Raw genomic sequence first — 16,148 nt, 5'->3', positions numbered from 1 at the left:
ATGTTGTTGAATCACAACATTAGCTATTTTATCAAATCTCTAATCGCCTGTCAAGAAGAAATTTATTTAATTTCAAAGTCAAGCAAATCAGCGACTTGTTTAGTATATCAAATTGTCAAACTAATGTCAAGAAGTTTTTTCTTGATCATCAACGTTCAAACAGCTGACTGCCATCCAATCGCTTTGACAACAATAAATACTATACAGGTTTCCCAAAGGTTCGTCAACGATATTTTCAAACTTTCTAAATCTATTTTATATTTACGAACTAATATGCCATAAGGATCGATGTAATTCGCTATTAGTCGAACAAAAAGCAATTAAAAACGCACTGCTATTCAGATTATGTTCCTTAATTTATCAACGACTCATCTACTTATTAATTCTAGCGGCAAATAAAAAAACACGCTGCAGATCTGCAAGACGTGTTTTTAGTGTGCTAAATATTATTTTTCTTCTTCATCAGCAGTCTTTTCTGGACGCATCGTTGGGAAGAGAATAACGTCACGAATTGACTTGGCATCCGTTAAAAGCATTACCAAACGGTCGACACCGATTCCCAGACCACCCGTTGGCGGCATCCCATATTCCAAAGCCTCAACATAGTCCAGATCAACTGGTTCAGCTTCATCGTTACCATTAGCCTTTTCCTTAGCTTGCATTTCAAAACGATATTTTTGATCGATTGGATCATTCAGTTCGCTGAAGGCATTGCCCATTTCACCGCCGGCAATGTAAAGTTCAAACCGATCAGCCATTTCAGGATTTTCTTGGTTCCGCTTAGCCAGTGGCGATACCTCAACTGGGAACTCATAGATAAACGTTGGCTGAATCAGGGTATCTTCAACGAATTCGTCAAAGAAGGCACTTAGAATATGACCCTTTGACCACCACTTTTCGTATTTAACGTGCTTTTCTGCCGCCAGCTGACGAGCTTCTTCATCGGTCTTGATTTCCTTAAAGTCAATGCCCGTTTGTTCCTTAACGGCGTCGTTCATCGTAATCCGCTTAAATTCGCCGCCAAGGTCAATGTCAGTGCCTTGATAGGTAATCTTGCCATCATCAGAAACTACCTTGGCAGCCGCCTTAATGATGCCTTCCGTTTCATCCATGACATCCCAAAGATCCCAGTAAGCAGCATAGGTTTCAATCGTCGTAAATTCTGGATTGTGCTGCAGGTCCATCCCTTCATTACGGAAGACCCGTCCCAGTTCGTAGACCCGTTCAAAGCCCCCGACGATCAGCCGCTTCAGGTAAAGTTCCGTCGCGATCCGCAGATACATATCGATGTTTAAGGCATTGTGGTGGGTAATAAATGGCCGTGCATTGGCACCACCTGCCTGGGTATTCAGAATTGGCGTTTCAACTTCGGTAAAGCCATGATCGTCCATGTACTTGCGAATTGCCTTGATAATGGCCGTCCGTTGGTGGAAACGCTTAAAACTTTCAGGGTTGGCAATCAGATCCAGGTAACGCTGACGATAGATGGTTTCTGGATCCTTAACCCCTTCCCATTTGTTTGGCAGTGGCCGCAAAGCCTTGGACAAGAAAGTAATTTCATGTGCACGAATCGTCAATTCACCGGTGTTGGTCTTAATGACGTCACCTTTGATCCCCATAAAATCGCCAAGATCGGCCCGCTTAAAGATATGATATTGTTCATCGCCAACCATATCCTTACGCGCGTAGACCTGAATTTTGCCCGTCCGATCAACGAAATCCGCAAAGCCTGCCTTACCGCTGCTGCGTTTGCGCATCATTCGGCCGGCAATGCTGACCATGTTTTCCTGTTCAAGCAACTCATCTTTATCTACCTGATCAAATTGTTCATGCAGATCCTGAGCCAAGTGGTCGCGATGGTAGCGACGGCCAAATGGTTCAATTCCTGCTGCTTTGAGTTCATCCATCTTTTCGCGACGAACGCGCATTTGATCCAGTTCTTGTGACACTAGTCTTCCTCCTCAATTTTTGCCTGGCGTTGAGCACGACGCAACTCTTGCTGTGCTGCCCGCTTTTGTGTTTCCTCCAAGAAGCGATCGAAAATATCAATCATTTCCTGCTGCGTTTCTGCTTCAACCAACGCTGCCTTTGTTCTGGCTGCCCGGGGAATTCCCTTGATGTAGAAAGTCGATTGTCCTCGGAACTCACGAACGCCAACATGCTCGCCCTTTAATTCTACCAAACCAGCCAAATGCTCCTTGGCCATCGCGATTTTTTGCTCTGGCGTAGCTTCTGGAAGCAGTTCGCCTGTCTCCAGATAATGAGCAGTCCGCTTAAGCATCCATGGATTACCCATCGCGGCCCGACCGATCATCACTGCAGTTGCTCCGGTCTCATCCAGCATCCGTTTGGCATCTTCTGGCGTTTTAACGTCACCATTGCCCATAAATGGAATCGTCAATGCATTGGCCACTTCTTTTAGGATATTCCAATCCGCGTGACCTGTATACATCTGTTTTCGAGTTCGACCATGCATGGCAATTGCCTGTGCACCGGCACGTTCGGCTGCTAATGCATTTTCGACGGCATAGATGTGCTTATCATCCCAGCCGATCCGCATTTTGACCGTAACTGGTTTTTTAACGGCATCAACGACATAAGAAACCATTTCATAGACCTTATTGGGATCCAACAGCCATTTTGCTCCGGCATCGGTGTTAACGACTTTGTTGACTGGGCAGCCCATATTGATGTCAATCACATCAGCTTCGGTATTCTCATCAATGAACTTGGCTGCTTGAACCAAAGTCTCTTTTGTACCGCCAAAAATCTGAATGCCCATCGGATGTTCAATCGGCTCAACCTTCAGCATCGACAGGGTCTTTTTGTTGTGGTACATAATGCCGCGATCAGAAATCATTTCGCAGACCACGTAGCCAGCGCCAAACTTTTTACAGATGACGCGGAACGCAGAATTAGTAACCCCAGCCATGGGAGCTACTACGACCTGATTTGGAATCGTGACATTGCCAATTTGCCATTCCACAAAAATATCCTCCTTAAAATTGCAATCAAAACGATTGTAGCCTAATCATTGCCAGATTAGCAAGCCAGACCCTCAGCAATTCCAATTTAATCATAGGTCTGCAGGCCGTGACGCAAAATCAGCAGTACTATTCCGATCATCGTACCGACAATCAAATCAGCGGCCGTACAGACTGCAAATAAGCTAAAATAGCCCAAGTTTTCAATGATTAAGCCGCCAAACAGCGGGCCAATTGCCTTGCCAAACGATGAAAATGCATTGACCATCCCTTGCCCGCGCCCTTTTTGAGCAACCGGTGACAAGCGGTTAACGTATGCTGGCACGCCAGGAATCAAAAGCGACTCGCCCAGCGTCAGCACGACCATCGCCAAGACAAACTGTCGATAGCGATTCGCAAAAAGCAGCAGCATAAACGAACCAGCCATAAAAAAAGCCCCCAGAATCACTTGCAGATCAAGCGTTCCATGATAGCGGCCAATCAAGTCAAGCAGCAGCTGAAAAACTATAATCAAAACGCCATTGATCGTCCAAAGCATGCCATAGCGTCCCGTTGATATGCCAAACCGCGTTAGATAGACTGCCAGATTGCTCATCCACTGCTCGTACACAATCCAGACGACTGCCAGCCCGAGCAGCAAAACGATGATGACGCCAAAATTACGCTTGCCGTTCAGATCAGCCGATACGGCAGCTGTTTGTCTGACTAAGCGCTCACCATGCAGCTCAACCTTAAAAAACTTAATACAGACGATGATCAAACTGACCAAATAGATCCCGCTAATCAGCACAAACAGCCAGCCAATTCCTCGTTCATAGATAAAGCCAGTCAGTCCCGTGCCAACTACCAAGCCAATGTTTTCAGCCAGGTAAAGGAGATTGAAGACCTTAATGCTGGGATATTTTTTGACTCTGGTACCCATTGAATTGATCAAAGTCAAAATCCAGCCATTGCCAAAACCAAAGATGCATAACAAAATGGGATAGCTTGGCCAACCATGCATAAAGATCAATAGCGTTACGGCCAAAAGCGTAATCAGCTGACCAAAAAGATTCAAGCCAAACGTATGACCACGATCAAATCGACTGCCTGCCGCAATGCTGCCAATGACGTTGGCGCCGGAATAGCACAGCAGAACTACTCCAGCCAGAATCAACGACTGATGCAGCCGATTATGCATATAGATCGTCGTCACCGGCCATACGCAGCTATAGCCAACGTTATTTAAAAATGCCAGTCCACCCAGCCATTTAAACAAATCGTCTTTCAAATTGTTCACCCATCTCTTGACAAATTGCCTTAATTTTCAATGGTCGGATCCAAAATGTCAATAAGGCCCTGGCAGCTGGCTGTCAAAACGCCGAGTTAAATTTCAAAAAATATCAAAAATGTAATCTCTAATGCCTTTACCGATTATACTTGTGATCTTAGTAATTGCCTCTGGTGCTCTTTGCCGTGTCCGAAAAATATTTAAAACGACAAAAAAATCCCGGTCGATGAGCACGGGATTTTTATCGACTATTCTTGATCGCTGCTGGTGGCCTGTTTTAAGATCACTTCCAGGTCCTGCTTATCAAAATGGTACTTCTTGCCACAGAACTGGCAGACAATTTCAGCACCTTCGTCTTGTTCGATCATTTCCTTTAGATCGGCAGGTTTAATCGTTGCCAAAGCATGAGCAAAACGATTCTTGCTGCAATGGCAGGCATACGCTACTGGCATCGTCTGCAGCATCTTAAGCTCTTCGTCTGGGAACAGCATGTGTAAGATATCTTCGGGCGTCCTGCCTTCCAAGAGCAGGTCCGAGACTCTTGGCATCCCCTTGATTGCATCCTCCAGCTTGGTAATAGCCTCATCACTGGCACCAGGCATTACTTGAACCATAAAACCGCCCGCTGCCTTGATCGAATCATCTTTTTCAACAAACACCGACAGACCGACTGCTGAAGGGATCTGCTCCGATTTAGCCAGGTAATAAGTAAAGTCATCACCCAACTCGCCTGAGATCAAATCGACTTCACCAGTATATGGCGTCTTATCGCCTGGCGTCATCGTGGTTACCGAAAGCGTGCCTTGACGGCCAACTGCCCCGGCAACATCAATCTTGCCAGCTTCGTTTAATGGCAGATTAACGTGCGGATTTTTCATATAGCCTTTGACTTCACCATGCGCCGTCCCATCAGCAACGATATAGCCAACCGGACCATTGCCTTGAATCTTAACCGTCATACCGGCCTTGTCATCCAGGCTGGATGTTGATAAAAGCAGCGTTCCAATTAAAGTTCGTCCTAGCGCAGCTGAACTGGCACTCCAGGTATCATGAATCTCATGTGCTTTTTCAACCAGGTTGGTAGCACGCACTGCATAGGCCCGAAACATGCCATCCTTGGTCATACTTTTTACTAAATAGTCATTGTTTTCCATTATTGGTCACCTTTTCTAATTTTTGATTCCATAATAAAACAGGAGCGGCGACCAGTGGTCAAAAACGCTCCTGTTAATTGGCAATTATGCCTGATCATCATGATCGTCATGGTGGTCATTTTGATCATTTGAAGCTGAGCTGTCCGGCGTTTGTGAATCATGATCGGTTTCAGCACCGTCGTCATGGTCGCCCTCTACTTTTTCAGTTTCGCGACGTTCCAAAGCACGCTTAGACTCTTCAAAAGTTGCCGCATGCTGTTCATCTTCGGCAGCTTCAACATCGGCTTCTGGCATCTTCCCAGTCTTGTACAGACTCAGAATCTGCTTTTCATTCAGCGTTTCATACTTGAGCAGCGCCTCAGCAATCAGCTTGTGCTGTTCACGGTGCGTCTCAATAATGTGGAGCGCTTGTTCATGACCTTCATTCAAGATCCGCTTGATTTCTTCATCAACCAGGGCAGCCGTATGCTCTGAGTAGCCCGCTTGATCATAGCCTTGGCCAGTAAAGACCTGCCCAGAACTTTGCAGCTCAACCGGACCAATCTTGTCGCTCATCCCATATTGAGTAACCATGGCCCGCGCAATCTGCGTCGCCTGCTCAAAGTCGTTGGAAGCACCAGACGACTGTGAATGGAAGATGATTTCTTCAGCCGCACGGCCACCCATCAGACCAGCAATCTGTTCTTCAGCGTTTTTCTTGCTCATCAGCATCTGGTCTTCACGCGGCAGCATGATTGCATACCCGCCGGCACGGCCACGCGGTACGATCGTTACTTTGTGAACGACCCGCGCATCGTTTAAGACCAGCCCAACAATCGTGTGACCGGCTTCGTGATAGGCCACGGTTTCGCGTTCTTTTGGCGAAACGACCCGATCACGCTTGGCTGGACCAGCAATGACCCGATCTTCGGCTTCATCGACATCAGCAGCCGAAATTTCATTTTCATTGCGCCGTGCAGCCAACAATGCTGCCTCGTTCAGCAGGTTGGCCAAATCGGCACCCACGAATCCTGGCGTCTGCTTAGCAATTTCTTTTAAGTCAACGTCTGGGCCCAGTGGCTTGTTGCGTGCGTGAACACGCAGGATGGCTTCACGCCCCTTGACGTCAGGAGCACCCACCAGAATCTTCCGGTCAAACCGACCTGGCCGCAGCAAGGCCGGATCCAGAACATCAGCCCGGTTGGTGGCCGCCATTACGATAACACCTTCGTCACCATTAAAACCGTCCATTTCAACCAGTAATTGGTTCAGCGTTTGTTCACGTTCATCGTGGCCGCCGCCCATGCCGGAGCCACGCCGCCGCCCAACCGCATCAATTTCATCGATAAAGATGATTGATGGCGCGGCCTTCTTGGCTTGATCAAACAAGTCACGAACCCGGCTGGCACCAACCCCGACAAACATTTCAACAAAATCAGAACCAGAAATCGAGAAGAATGGTACACCGGCTTCACCAGCAACTGCTTTCGCCAGCAGCGTCTTACCAGTACCTGGAGGCCCTTCTAAAAGCACACCAGATGGAATCTTGGCGCCAAGCCGCGTAAATTTCTTTGGATTCTTCAGAAATTCAACGACTTCAACCAGTTCCTGCTTTTCTTCTTCTTCACCAGCAACGTCAGAGAAACGGACCTTGTTTTCCTTGGCATTAGCGGGCTTGGCCTTAGACTTGCCAAAGTTCATCATCCCGCCGCCGCGACCGCCTTGGCTGGCTTGCCCCATCATCATGTAGAAGAAAAATACCATGATGATCAATGGCAAAATGGTAAACAGCAGATTCATCCACAAGCTGTTAGATTCCTCGGCCTTGGTGCTGATGGTAACGTTGTGCTTTTCTGCATACTTCTGCAGCTGACTGAGCGTTACATCGCTGTCCAGCACTGAGCTTTGGAAACTGGTCGTGGTACTGCTCTTTTGCCCGACGATCGAGAACCCAGCATCGCTGCCGCTGACCTTCTGTGGCTTGCGGTAGGTACCAGTGATCTTATAGACTCCGCCGTCTGGTTGAAGTTGGAAGCTCTTAACCTTATTGTTCTTCAATTCGGTAACAAAAGTGCTTTGGGAAACGTTTTTGCTTTGCGTATCCGTACTGCTTCCCCCAAAGAAGAAGTAGGCAATTCCCATAATGCACAAAAAGATTATCGCATAGAAGAGCACGTTATGAGCGAATCCATTATTTTTACGATTGTTGTTCATAACAACCTCCTATCCAACGGCAATGTTTAATTTATTTTGATGGACTAAATGATAGCATAATTGACCATCATTGACCATTATTTGATCAACTATTTGCTATATACGGAAGGCTTCAAGATTCCTACGTATGGCAGGTTTCGATAGTAGCCTTGATAGTCAAGGCCGTAGCCAACCAAGAACTCGTTTGGAACGACAAAACCAACATAATCAGCTTCAATTTCGACTTTACGGCCCTCTGGCTTATCCAGCAGCGTACATACCTTGACGCTGTTGGCACCACGCTCGCCTAACAGATCAACCAGATAGCGCAGCGTGCGGCCAGTGTCGACGATATCTTCCATAATCAAGACGTCTTGACCCTCTAAATCAGCCTTCAAATCGTGAATCAATTTGATCGTGCCGGTTGATTCGGTACCACCGTAATAACTCGAAACGTCAATAAAGTCCAGCTGTGCGTAACAGGTCATCTTTTTAAACATATCAACCGAAAATGGTGCCGCGCCGGTCAGGACCGAAACCACCAAAGGCTTTTTGTCGGCATAGTCGGCATTAATCTGCTTAGCCAAGCGTTCCTCGGCAGCATTAATCTCTTCAGTGCTGTACAAGACGCGTTCAATATCGTTGTTCATCTATCTGCTCCTTTTAGCATTTTCGTTGGGCAACTACAATGGTTTGACATTCTTGATCCTGAGTAGCGCCACCCGACTCATCCAGCCAGGCAAATTTATGACCAACCACCCACAGCACCGTCTCAGCAGCTGTAATCAATACCAGCTGCTCTTGACGCTGCAACTGCGGTACCTTGTCATTAATCAAGACGCGCCTGACCTTTTGATGGCCACCGTTTTTTAAGCGCAGTCGATCGTCTTTTTGCCAGCTCCTTAAACTAAGCGGCAAAGCGTTAGGCGAAAGCTTAAATCTGGCCAGCTCGATAGCGTCTTTTGGCAGCTGATCATTACTAAAGATCCCGAACGTCAATTCATCGTTGATTTCATGCCATTGGCCCAATTCTACCACAGCTGCGGACTTTTTTTGCGAATTATCGACCTTTTTAACCGCGTTTTTAAGCCAACAGACATCATATTCCTTCACCAGCCAGTGTTCATTTGGCAATTGCATGACCTGCTGCGGCTTTTTGCCATCGTTCAGCAGCTGGTCGATCTGCATGAGCTGCGATTGAGTCAGATCATAGACCGCCTGGCTCTTCAGCCATTGCAGCAATAACAGCCGGCGACTGGACTGGGGCTGCTGCCGATACTTCGCCAGCCGCAGCTGATTCGCCGTCGTCATCTGTGCCAGAAGCCGCGCCAAGCTGTTTTGACTAAAAGCCAGCAAATCGCTCAACTGTTCATGCCACGCCGTCATATGCTCTAAAAAACGCGGATTCTCTTTGATCATGGCAGGAACGATCAGATTTCGAAAACGATTGCGCGTCAAAGCAAGGTCTTGATTGGTGACATCTTCAAACCAGGTTAACCGATGCTGATTGGCATACTCATAAAGCCGGTCCTTGGGAATGGTCAAAAGCGGTCTGAGCAGCGTTTTGCCAGCAAATGGCCGTTCATCTTCAATCCCAGCCAGCGCTGTCAGTTGCCCGCCCCTAACCATTTTCATCAGCATTGTCTCTGCTTGATCATTGGCATGGTGCGCGGTCAAAAGAAAATCAGCCTGATATTTTTGCATCGTCTGAGCAAAAAAGCGGTAGCGCACTGTCCGCGCGGCATCCTCAATTCCGGTTTGCGGATGTTCTTTGACTGGCCAATGCCTGACTGACAGCTTTAATTGATGCTTTTGACAGTAGTTTTTTAAAAAAGCTTCTTCTTGCTGACTCTGCTTGCGCAATTCATGATTAACATGAGCAATGATCAATCGTTCAGGATCAACCAACTGCTGCATCACGTCCATCAGTACCATTGAGTCAACGCCTCCAGAAACGGCAACTACCAAGGGGGCAGCTGATTCAAAAAAGCGGTGCCCTGTCAGACGCCGCTTAATCTGTTGCTGAAGATTCATTTTAACTGCGCCGACCGCCACGGCCCCCACGCTTGCCATCCGTTTGCCGTTTCAGCGTTGACAGGCGTGATTCGCTTTCTTTCATAAAACTGGCCAGCATATTGTCGAAACTGTCATTTTGCCGATGATGACGAGTCCCAGAAAAGCCGCGCTGTGGTGCATGGTTAAATTCACGGTGTTCATGGCGTTCCTGGGTGTGGGCATAACCATGAGCTGCTTCATCATGACGTCGTTCGTGAAAACCGCGTCCCTGTTCGCGATGATTCTCGCGCTCCTCATGGTGGTGACGTTCTTCTTTAGGTTGAGCTTCCTTCATCGATAAAGCGATCTTGCCATCACTGCCAATTTTCATTACCTTGACAGTTACCGTATCGCCGACTGATAGAACGTCGTGAATGTCTTTGATGAAGCGATCAGAAATCTGGCTGATATGAACCAATCCCGTCTGGTTGTCGTCTAGATCAACGAAAGCCCCGAAATTAGTAATACCTGAGATTTTCCCTGAAACCTTTGCTCCTTCTTCAATTGCCATGAACTAGCTGGCCCTCCTCATTAAAAATCAATCATTTATTTACAGTTTTGAGTATAACATAAATCAACATTGTTACAAGTGAACAATTATAGCGATAAAGCGAACAAAAAAAGCTAAAAACGTTTTCTTACATCGTCAGTTAAACGCTGTCACGATTTCTAAAGCGCTTTTAGCTTAATTCGCAAAGTTATAAATCGTTTCGCCTTTTTTCGCGTAATTATATTTAGAACGAATCAGCTGCTGAAGATATTCAGGATCATTCAGCTCTTTAATATGACTGTTCAGCTGCTTTTGCTTGCTTTTCTGTTTGGTCAGCTGGGTTTGCGTCTGCTGAATCTGGGCATCGACCCGACCAAGCTGCCGTTGATTTTTCCAAATCTGAACGCCAAATACCAGGACCAAAACACCAATTATGCCGACCATCGCTAAAAACCGGTGCTTATGAATTTTTCGAGCATATGCCTTGTCCGCTGCCCGCTGAGCTGTTTTCTGCTGAGCGTACGGCGTATCAAGGCTGTAGACATTGCGACCTTTCATTGAGAATTCCTCACCTTGTAATTATTGTCCAAAGTATAACAGGATTTTTTAGCAACTGTCCAACCTAATCGCAAATTACGTGCTGAGTCAGCTTTTGACTAACCAAGACCGATTGCCGAAACCGCTATAGATTAAAGGTTAATCGTCAAATGGATTGCTGAAGTCCTCGGCAAATTTTTCATCGATGATGGTATACATCTGATCCGTTTCGCTCTTTTTAGTAGTCTCAATAATCTGATCAATTCGGACAATCTCCGTTTTATTGCCAAACTGAATGGTCAGCTCATCGCCAGCCTTAACGCTGCTGGACGATTTTGCCGGTTTACCATTGACCAGGATGCGCCCTTGATCGGCAATCTTTTTAGCTATCGTTCGCCGCTTGATGATTCGAGAAACCTTTAAAAACTTGTCTAACCGCATTTATCTATTTCCTTTCCTAACCATGACTTTTTTCTTGATTCTTTTTTGAATCGTGATTGGTCTCGTTATTCGTATCGTTAAGTGCCTGATTGATGCCGTACACACAGATGATCAGCTGCTTAAGCCAGTCTTTTTGCGTCATCTTTGGCTGAATGATCAATCTGACGGTAAGCCGGCCATCATCGGTCTGCCCCATCGTTGCTTTAAACCGCGTCGCTGCCAGCGCTTTGATGATTTCAGGAGGCTTAATGGCACGACTGCCAGCCTTGTTGAAAGTCAAAACAAGATTGTCGCGCTGTCGCTTGATCGATTCCAGCATCGCCGCATCGGCATTCATCTTCAGCTCACCTACCAGCAGCAGATTCTCAACGGGTGCGCCATAATCGCCAAACCGGTCAATCAGATCACCTTGCAGATCAAGCAGTTCTTGATCTGATTTTGCCTGACGCACCTGTTTGTATAAAGCAATCTTTTGCCGCGCGTCGCTAACGTATTCATCGGGCAGATAGGCTTCCACGTTGATGTCGATCTCGGTATTGGCAATTGGCTTTTTAACCTGACCGCGTTTTTTAGCCACGGCTTCGCTAAGCATCTCAGCATACAGATCATAGCCAACCGAATCGATAAAGCCGTGCTGCTGCTTGCCCAAAAGATTGCCCGCGCCACGAATCGCCAAGTCACGCATGGCAATCTTAAAGCCGCTGCCCAGTTCTGTAAAATCGCGAATGGCCGCCAGCCGCTTTTCCCCAAGTTCCGTCAGCACCTTGTTTGGCTGATACATAAAATAGGCATAGGCAACGCGATTGCTGCGGCCAATCCGTCCTCGAATCTGATAGAGCTGGGATAGCCCCATTCGATCGGCGTTTTCAACAAACAATGTATTAACGTTGGCTATATCGACGCCAGTTTCAATAATTGAGGTTGTCACCAAGACGTCATACTCGCCTTGAATGAAATCATATAAGACACCTTCCAGCTGTGCTTCGGTCATCTTGCCGTGAATATAGCCGACTCTGGCCTCAGGTACCAAATTCTGCAGCTCGGCAACGGTTCGTTCAATATCGTTGACGCGGTTATGCAGATAATAGACCTGCCCGCCCCGCTGCAGCTCGCGCAGAATTCCATCACGAATTGCGGCTTGATTTTGTTCCATCACGTAGGTCTGAATTGGATAGCGATCGGCAGGCGGCGTTTCAATCACCGATAGATCACGCACGCCCATCATTGACATATGCAGCGTCCGGGGAATCGGGGTGGCCGTCAGCGTTAACACGTCAATGTTGTTTTTTAGCTGTTTAAGCCGCTCTTTATGCTTGACGCCAAATCGCTGCTCCTCATCAATGACCAACAGTCCCAGATCATTGAACTGAACGTCTTTGCTGAGCAGTCGGTGCGTGCCGACTACGACATCAATCTTGCCATTTTTGAGACCCGCTTCGGTTTCTTTAAGCTGTTTGGGTGTCCGAAAGCGCGACATCATAGCGATCTCAATCGGGAAGCCTTCAAAACGGCTCTTCATCGTATCAAAATGCTGCTGGGCCAGAATCGTGGTAGGAACCAAAAAGGCCACCTGCTTGCCGCCTAAAACCGCCTTAAAGACCGCCCGCAACGCTACTTCCGTCTTACCATAGCCGACATCACCGACCAAGAGCCGATCCATGGGGCGCTCGCTCTCCATGTCGGCTTTAATCTCTTTGATGCTGCGCAGTTGGTCAGGGGTCTCTTGGTAAGGAAACTCAGCTTCAAACTTTTCCTGCAGATAATCGTCTTTAGGGAAGGCATAACCTTTTTCCGTTTCTCTGGCTGCATAAAGATCAACCAGCTCATCGGCAATATCCTCGACCCTGGCAGCCACGCGTGCTTTAGTTTTAGCCCACTCGGTTCCGCCCAGCCGATTGATGTGTGGAACCTTGCCTTCACTGGCCACGTATTTTTGGACCAGATCCAGCTGCGTGACCGGAACAAAGATCTGCGCGTGATTGCGATAGTTGATCACCATGTAGTCTTGATTGGCGCCATCAACCGTCATCGTCTTAATGCCAGAAAAGATTCCGATCCCATGGTTGACATGAACGACATAGTCACCAGGCTTTAAGTCAGCGTAGCTTTTAAGCCGTTCCGCGTTAGCCAGTTTCTGTGGTCGAATCCGGCGCTGCTTGACCTGGGCAAACATTTCATTTTCAGTAATGGCGACCAGATTAGCCTGTGGATATTCAAACCCGTTTGCCAAGGTCATTGCCGTCAGCTGTGTCTGATGCTCCAACAGCTGGTCAGGCTGCGTCTCAACTGCCTTGACGCCAAATTCGGCCATTGTCTTAGCCATCTGCTGGCGACGCTCTTGACTCTGCGCCAATAAGACAATTGTTTCGCCTTGAGCCTGCCAGCGCTGCAGTTCGCTTTTCAAAAGCGCCATCTGACCAAAGAAACGCTGCATGGGGCGCGTCTTTAAATCAGTCAGCGCGGCAAACCGTTTGGCACCCATCCCTTTTTTAAACAGTGCCAGGTACGTTTGTGCATGATCATCATCAGCTACCAGCTGCTCTGGCTCATGGCCCAGAAAACCGGCTTGTCCTCGTTCATGACGCTGCATTTTTTCGTCCAGCCAGCTTAGTTCGTCTTTTTCCAGACGCTGACCTGTTTCTTTAATGCGTGGCCAATCGTCCAGATACAGACTGCCAGCTGGCGGTAGATAGTCTAAAAGCGAGGCCGCCTTAGGGTAGACCAGATCGGCATATTCCAACATTTCAACTGGCAGCTCATGTTTTTTTAGCGCCGAGATCAGTTCGGCAAAATGACTATTGAGCACCTGTCTTTGTTCCTGATCGGTAACCAATGCCTGCAGATCAGCCTGCTCTTTGTTCATTTTCTGCGCAACCCGTTCAAACTCCGTAATTGGCAGGATAAAGTCGGTTGCTGGCAGAACCGTGACTTCAGCAAGATTTTTTTGACTGCGCTGAGATTCTGGATCAAAAGTACGCAGCGAATCAATTTCAGTATCAAAAAGATCGATTCGAATCGGCAGCTCAGTATTTAAGGCATAGACATCAATAATCGACCCTCGCATAGCAAAGTCGCCGGGTCTTAATACCATCTGCTGATATTGATAGCCCATTGCCCCCAGCTTGGCGCGCATCTTAGTTGGATCCAGTTCCATCCCTGGTTTCAGCTGTAGCGAGGCCTGAGCAAACTGCGCCGGTGCAATCAATTTTCGGCGCAGCCCGGCCACTGAGGCGATCACGATAGCGGGTGTCTGCTGCTGCAGTGCATTAAGGGCCAATACCCGCTGCAGCCGATAATTAGGCGAACTGGTCGCTACTTCAGCCGCCAGCACCTCTTCAACTGGAAACTGATAGATTTCAGTATCTGGCAACAGATTTTCTAGATCAGCTGCCAGTTTTTGCATATGATAAAGACTATCGACGATGATCAGCTGCGGCTGCGCCAGATTTTCATGCAGCGCTGCCAGCAATAGCGTCGTAGCAGAGCCAGCAATCCCAGTAATCAATTGATTTTTTTGATCGCGAATCATGTTCAGAATCGTTTTAAAATCCTTGGTTGATTCGATAAATTCCGTCAGCCGCACTATGCCAGCCCCTTTTTATTAATTATACTGATTCATCAATTGGTCAAACGTTTCGCCGTGAACCCAATCGATTAAGGCTCGTTCTGCAACTGCCACGGCCTGATCAAAAGCAGGACGCTCCTGTGACGTAAAGCGGCCCAGTACATGACTGACCACCGTACCATTTTGAGGATGATCGATTCCCAGCTTGACCCGATTGAAATTTTTGGTTCCCAGGTATTGAATGATGCTCTTTAAACCGTTATGGCCGCCAGAAGCGCCATGTGTCTTCAAACGCACGCGGCCAACCGGCATATCCAGATCATCAGCAACGATAACCAGGTCAGCCAGATCAACCTGATAGTAGTCCATCAACGGCTTAACAGCTCGGCCAGAATCGTTCATAAACGTGGTTGGCTTGACCAGCATTACTTTTTCGCCGTCAATCATCCCCGTAGCGGCCACGGCTTCGTATTTGGTATGGCTAAAGGCCCCCAGCTGATAGTCGCGCGCGATCTGCTCAACGACCATAAAGCCGCTGTTGTGCCGTGTCTCGTCATAACGTGAGCCAATATTACCCAATCCTACAATCATTTTCATTAAAATCACCTTTCTTTACACGCAAAAAGGCCGCACGGAGCCGTACCCCGTCCAGCATCAGTGCAATCATTATACCGCAAGTGACGATCAATCAAAAAGCAAATGCCTACGCTATTTTTGCTGATTAGACCATTGCTACTTGTGCTATCATGTTGATAGATCAATCCACAGACTGCAACTTAACTGGAGGCAAAAACATGATTTTTAACTCTCTGATCAAAACCAAGGATCAACTGACCACTCTGCCTGAAGATGCCACCTTGGCAGAGGCATTGACCGTTTTGGAAAATACCGGTTTTCGCTGCGTGCCGGTTTTAGACAAGACAGGGACGATTTTTCGCGGCAACATCTACAAGATGCATATCTATCGGCATAAATCACGCCACGGCGACATGGATCTGCCCGTTACCAGCCTGTTGAAGAACTCAACCAAGTTTATCTCAATCAAGGCCGCCTTTTTCAATGTCTTCTTTACCATTCGTGATTTGCCATATATTGCCGTTTTGGATGAGGACAATCACTTCTATGGCATCCTGACACACAGCCGTGTCCTGCGCATGCTGGCCGAAGCCTGGAACATTAATGCCGGCAGCTATGTCTTGACGGTAACGGTCCCTGATGAACGAGGCGCTTTGGTAACGGCAGCTAAGGAAATTACTCGTTTTACCGACATTGCCAACGTCATCTCGCTTAACCTTGATCCAACCCAGACGCACAACAAGCAGATCCTGTTTACGCTGCCAGCCAGTGCCGACCAGGCTTTGGTCGACAAAATCGTCAAACGGCTGAATCGCAAAGGCTTTGAAGTACCAGAAATCGAAGACCTGCATCCCAACTATTAAAACCGAATTCATCATGAAAAAAGATCCAGTCAGCAGCGACT

13 protein-coding genes are annotated in these 16,148 nt (G+C 47.5%); 1 reads left to right on the top strand and 12 read right to left on the bottom strand.

The genetic code is table 11. The features are described 5' to 3' along the window. Positions 1-446: 446 nt before the first annotated feature. From lysS to pth, 12 genes are all read right to left on the bottom strand, one after another. Positions 447-1,949 carry a lysine--tRNA ligase gene (gene lysS, locus ACLUWI_RS04805; RefSeq protein WP_412146380.1) on the bottom strand — a complete coding sequence of 501 codons (1,503 nt, stop codon included), beginning with the start codon at positions 1,947-1,949 and terminating at the stop codon, positions 447-449. After that, positions 1,949-2,986 carry a tRNA dihydrouridine synthase DusB gene (gene dusB, locus ACLUWI_RS04800; protein WP_412146379.1) on the bottom strand — a complete coding sequence of 346 codons (1,038 nt, stop codon included), beginning with the start codon at positions 2,984-2,986 and terminating at the stop codon, positions 1,949-1,951. The genes lysS and dusB overlap by 1 nt, the downstream gene beginning before the upstream one ends. Before the next feature lie 86 nt (positions 2,987-3,072). Then, positions 3,073-4,254: an MFS transporter gene (locus ACLUWI_RS04795; protein ID WP_412146378.1), complete on the bottom strand. Its 1,182-nt coding sequence runs from the start codon at positions 4,252-4,254 to the stop codon at positions 3,073-3,075. A gap of 248 nt (positions 4,255-4,502) precedes the next feature. Continuing rightward, complete coding sequence (gene hslO / locus ACLUWI_RS04790) at positions 4,503-5,408, bottom strand: Hsp33 family molecular chaperone HslO (RefSeq protein WP_412146377.1); 906 nt, start codon at positions 5,406-5,408, stop codon at positions 4,503-4,505. 84 nt (positions 5,409-5,492) lie between these two features. Further along, entirely contained in the window at positions 5,493-7,601 is a 2,109-nt protein-coding gene (gene ftsH, locus ACLUWI_RS04785) for an ATP-dependent zinc metalloprotease FtsH (RefSeq protein WP_412146376.1), read from the bottom strand. An 89-nt stretch (positions 7,602-7,690) separates the two neighbouring features. After that, on the bottom strand, positions 7,691-8,230 hold the full coding sequence (hpt, locus tag ACLUWI_RS04780) for a hypoxanthine phosphoribosyltransferase (protein ID WP_412146375.1): 540 nt from the start codon (positions 8,228-8,230) through the stop codon (positions 7,691-7,693). 13 nt (positions 8,231-8,243) lie between these two features. After that, positions 8,244-9,653 carry a tRNA lysidine(34) synthetase TilS gene (gene tilS, locus ACLUWI_RS04775; protein WP_412146374.1) on the bottom strand — a complete coding sequence of 470 codons (1,410 nt, stop codon included), beginning with the start codon at positions 9,651-9,653 and terminating at the stop codon, positions 8,244-8,246. Beyond that, on the bottom strand, positions 9,616-10,146 hold the full coding sequence (locus ACLUWI_RS04770) for a S1 domain-containing RNA-binding protein (RefSeq protein ID WP_412146373.1): 531 nt from the start codon (positions 10,144-10,146) through the stop codon (positions 9,616-9,618). Before ACLUWI_RS04770 ends, tilS begins: the two co-directional genes overlap by 38 nt. Before the next feature lie 174 nt (positions 10,147-10,320). Then, a complete protein-coding gene (locus tag ACLUWI_RS04765; protein ID WP_412146372.1) occupies positions 10,321-10,683 on the bottom strand; it encodes an FtsB family cell division protein in 363 nt (120 codons plus the stop codon). Positions 10,684-10,821: 138 nt separating this feature from the next. Further along, complete coding sequence (locus ACLUWI_RS04760; RefSeq protein ID WP_412146371.1) at positions 10,822-11,103, bottom strand: RNA-binding S4 domain-containing protein; 282 nt, start codon at positions 11,101-11,103, stop codon at positions 10,822-10,824. Between the two features lie 16 nt (positions 11,104-11,119). Next, positions 11,120-14,686, bottom strand: a complete 3,567-nt coding sequence (mfd, locus tag ACLUWI_RS04755) for a transcription-repair coupling factor (RefSeq protein WP_412146370.1) — start codon at positions 14,684-14,686, stop codon at positions 11,120-11,122. An 18-nt stretch (positions 14,687-14,704) separates the two neighbouring features. Then, on the bottom strand, positions 14,705-15,265 hold the full coding sequence (pth, locus tag ACLUWI_RS04750; RefSeq protein WP_412146369.1) for an aminoacyl-tRNA hydrolase: 561 nt from the start codon (positions 15,263-15,265) through the stop codon (positions 14,705-14,707). Positions 15,266-15,462: 197 nt separating this feature from the next. Between pth and cbpA the strand changes: the two genes are divergently transcribed. Then, the gene (gene cbpA / locus ACLUWI_RS04745; protein ID WP_056968486.1) at positions 15,463-16,107 is read left to right on the top strand and encodes a cyclic di-AMP binding protein CbpA; all 645 of its coding nucleotides are present in this window, start codon (positions 15,463-15,465) and stop codon (positions 16,105-16,107) included. Positions 16,108-16,148 lie beyond the last annotated feature (41 nt).

Source organism: Limosilactobacillus mucosae (assembly GCF_046939755.1).
GTDB classification, from domain to species: Bacteria; Bacillota; Bacilli; order Lactobacillales; family Lactobacillaceae; genus Limosilactobacillus; species Limosilactobacillus mucosae_A.
Note: the sequence above shows the minus strand (reverse complement) of the source record. Positions and strands in the feature narration are given on the sequence as shown.

What these genes read in the sequence shown, in the direction of transcription:
- hpt (WP_412146375.1), bottom strand. Translation starts at nt 8,230, where the DNA reads ATGAACAACGATATTGAACGCGTCTTGTACAGCACTGAAGAGATTAAT.
- ACLUWI_RS04770 (WP_412146373.1), bottom strand. Translation starts at nt 10,146, where the DNA reads ATGGCAATTGAAGAAGGAGCAAAGGTTTCAGGGAAAATCTCAGGTATT.
- ACLUWI_RS04765 (WP_412146372.1), bottom strand. Translation starts at nt 10,683, where the DNA reads ATGAAAGGTCGCAATGTCTACAGCCTTGATACGCCGTACGCTCAGCAG.
- ACLUWI_RS04760 (WP_412146371.1), bottom strand. Translation starts at nt 11,103, where the DNA reads ATGCGGTTAGACAAGTTTTTAAAGGTTTCTCGAATCATCAAGCGGCGA.
- cbpA (WP_056968486.1), top strand. Translation starts at nt 15,463, where the DNA reads ATGATTTTTAACTCTCTGATCAAAACCAAGGATCAACTGACCACTCTG.
- tilS (WP_412146374.1), bottom strand. Translation starts at nt 9,653, where the DNA reads ATGGCAAGCGTGGGGGCCGTGGCGGTCGGCGCAGTTAAAATGAATCTT.
- hslO (WP_412146377.1), bottom strand. Translation starts at nt 5,408, where the DNA reads ATGGAAAACAATGACTATTTAGTAAAAAGTATGACCAAGGATGGCATG.
- ftsH (WP_412146376.1), bottom strand. Translation starts at nt 7,601, where the DNA reads ATGAACAACAATCGTAAAAATAATGGATTCGCTCATAACGTGCTCTTC.
- pth (WP_412146369.1), bottom strand. Translation starts at nt 15,265, where the DNA reads ATGAAAATGATTGTAGGATTGGGTAATATTGGCTCACGTTATGACGAG.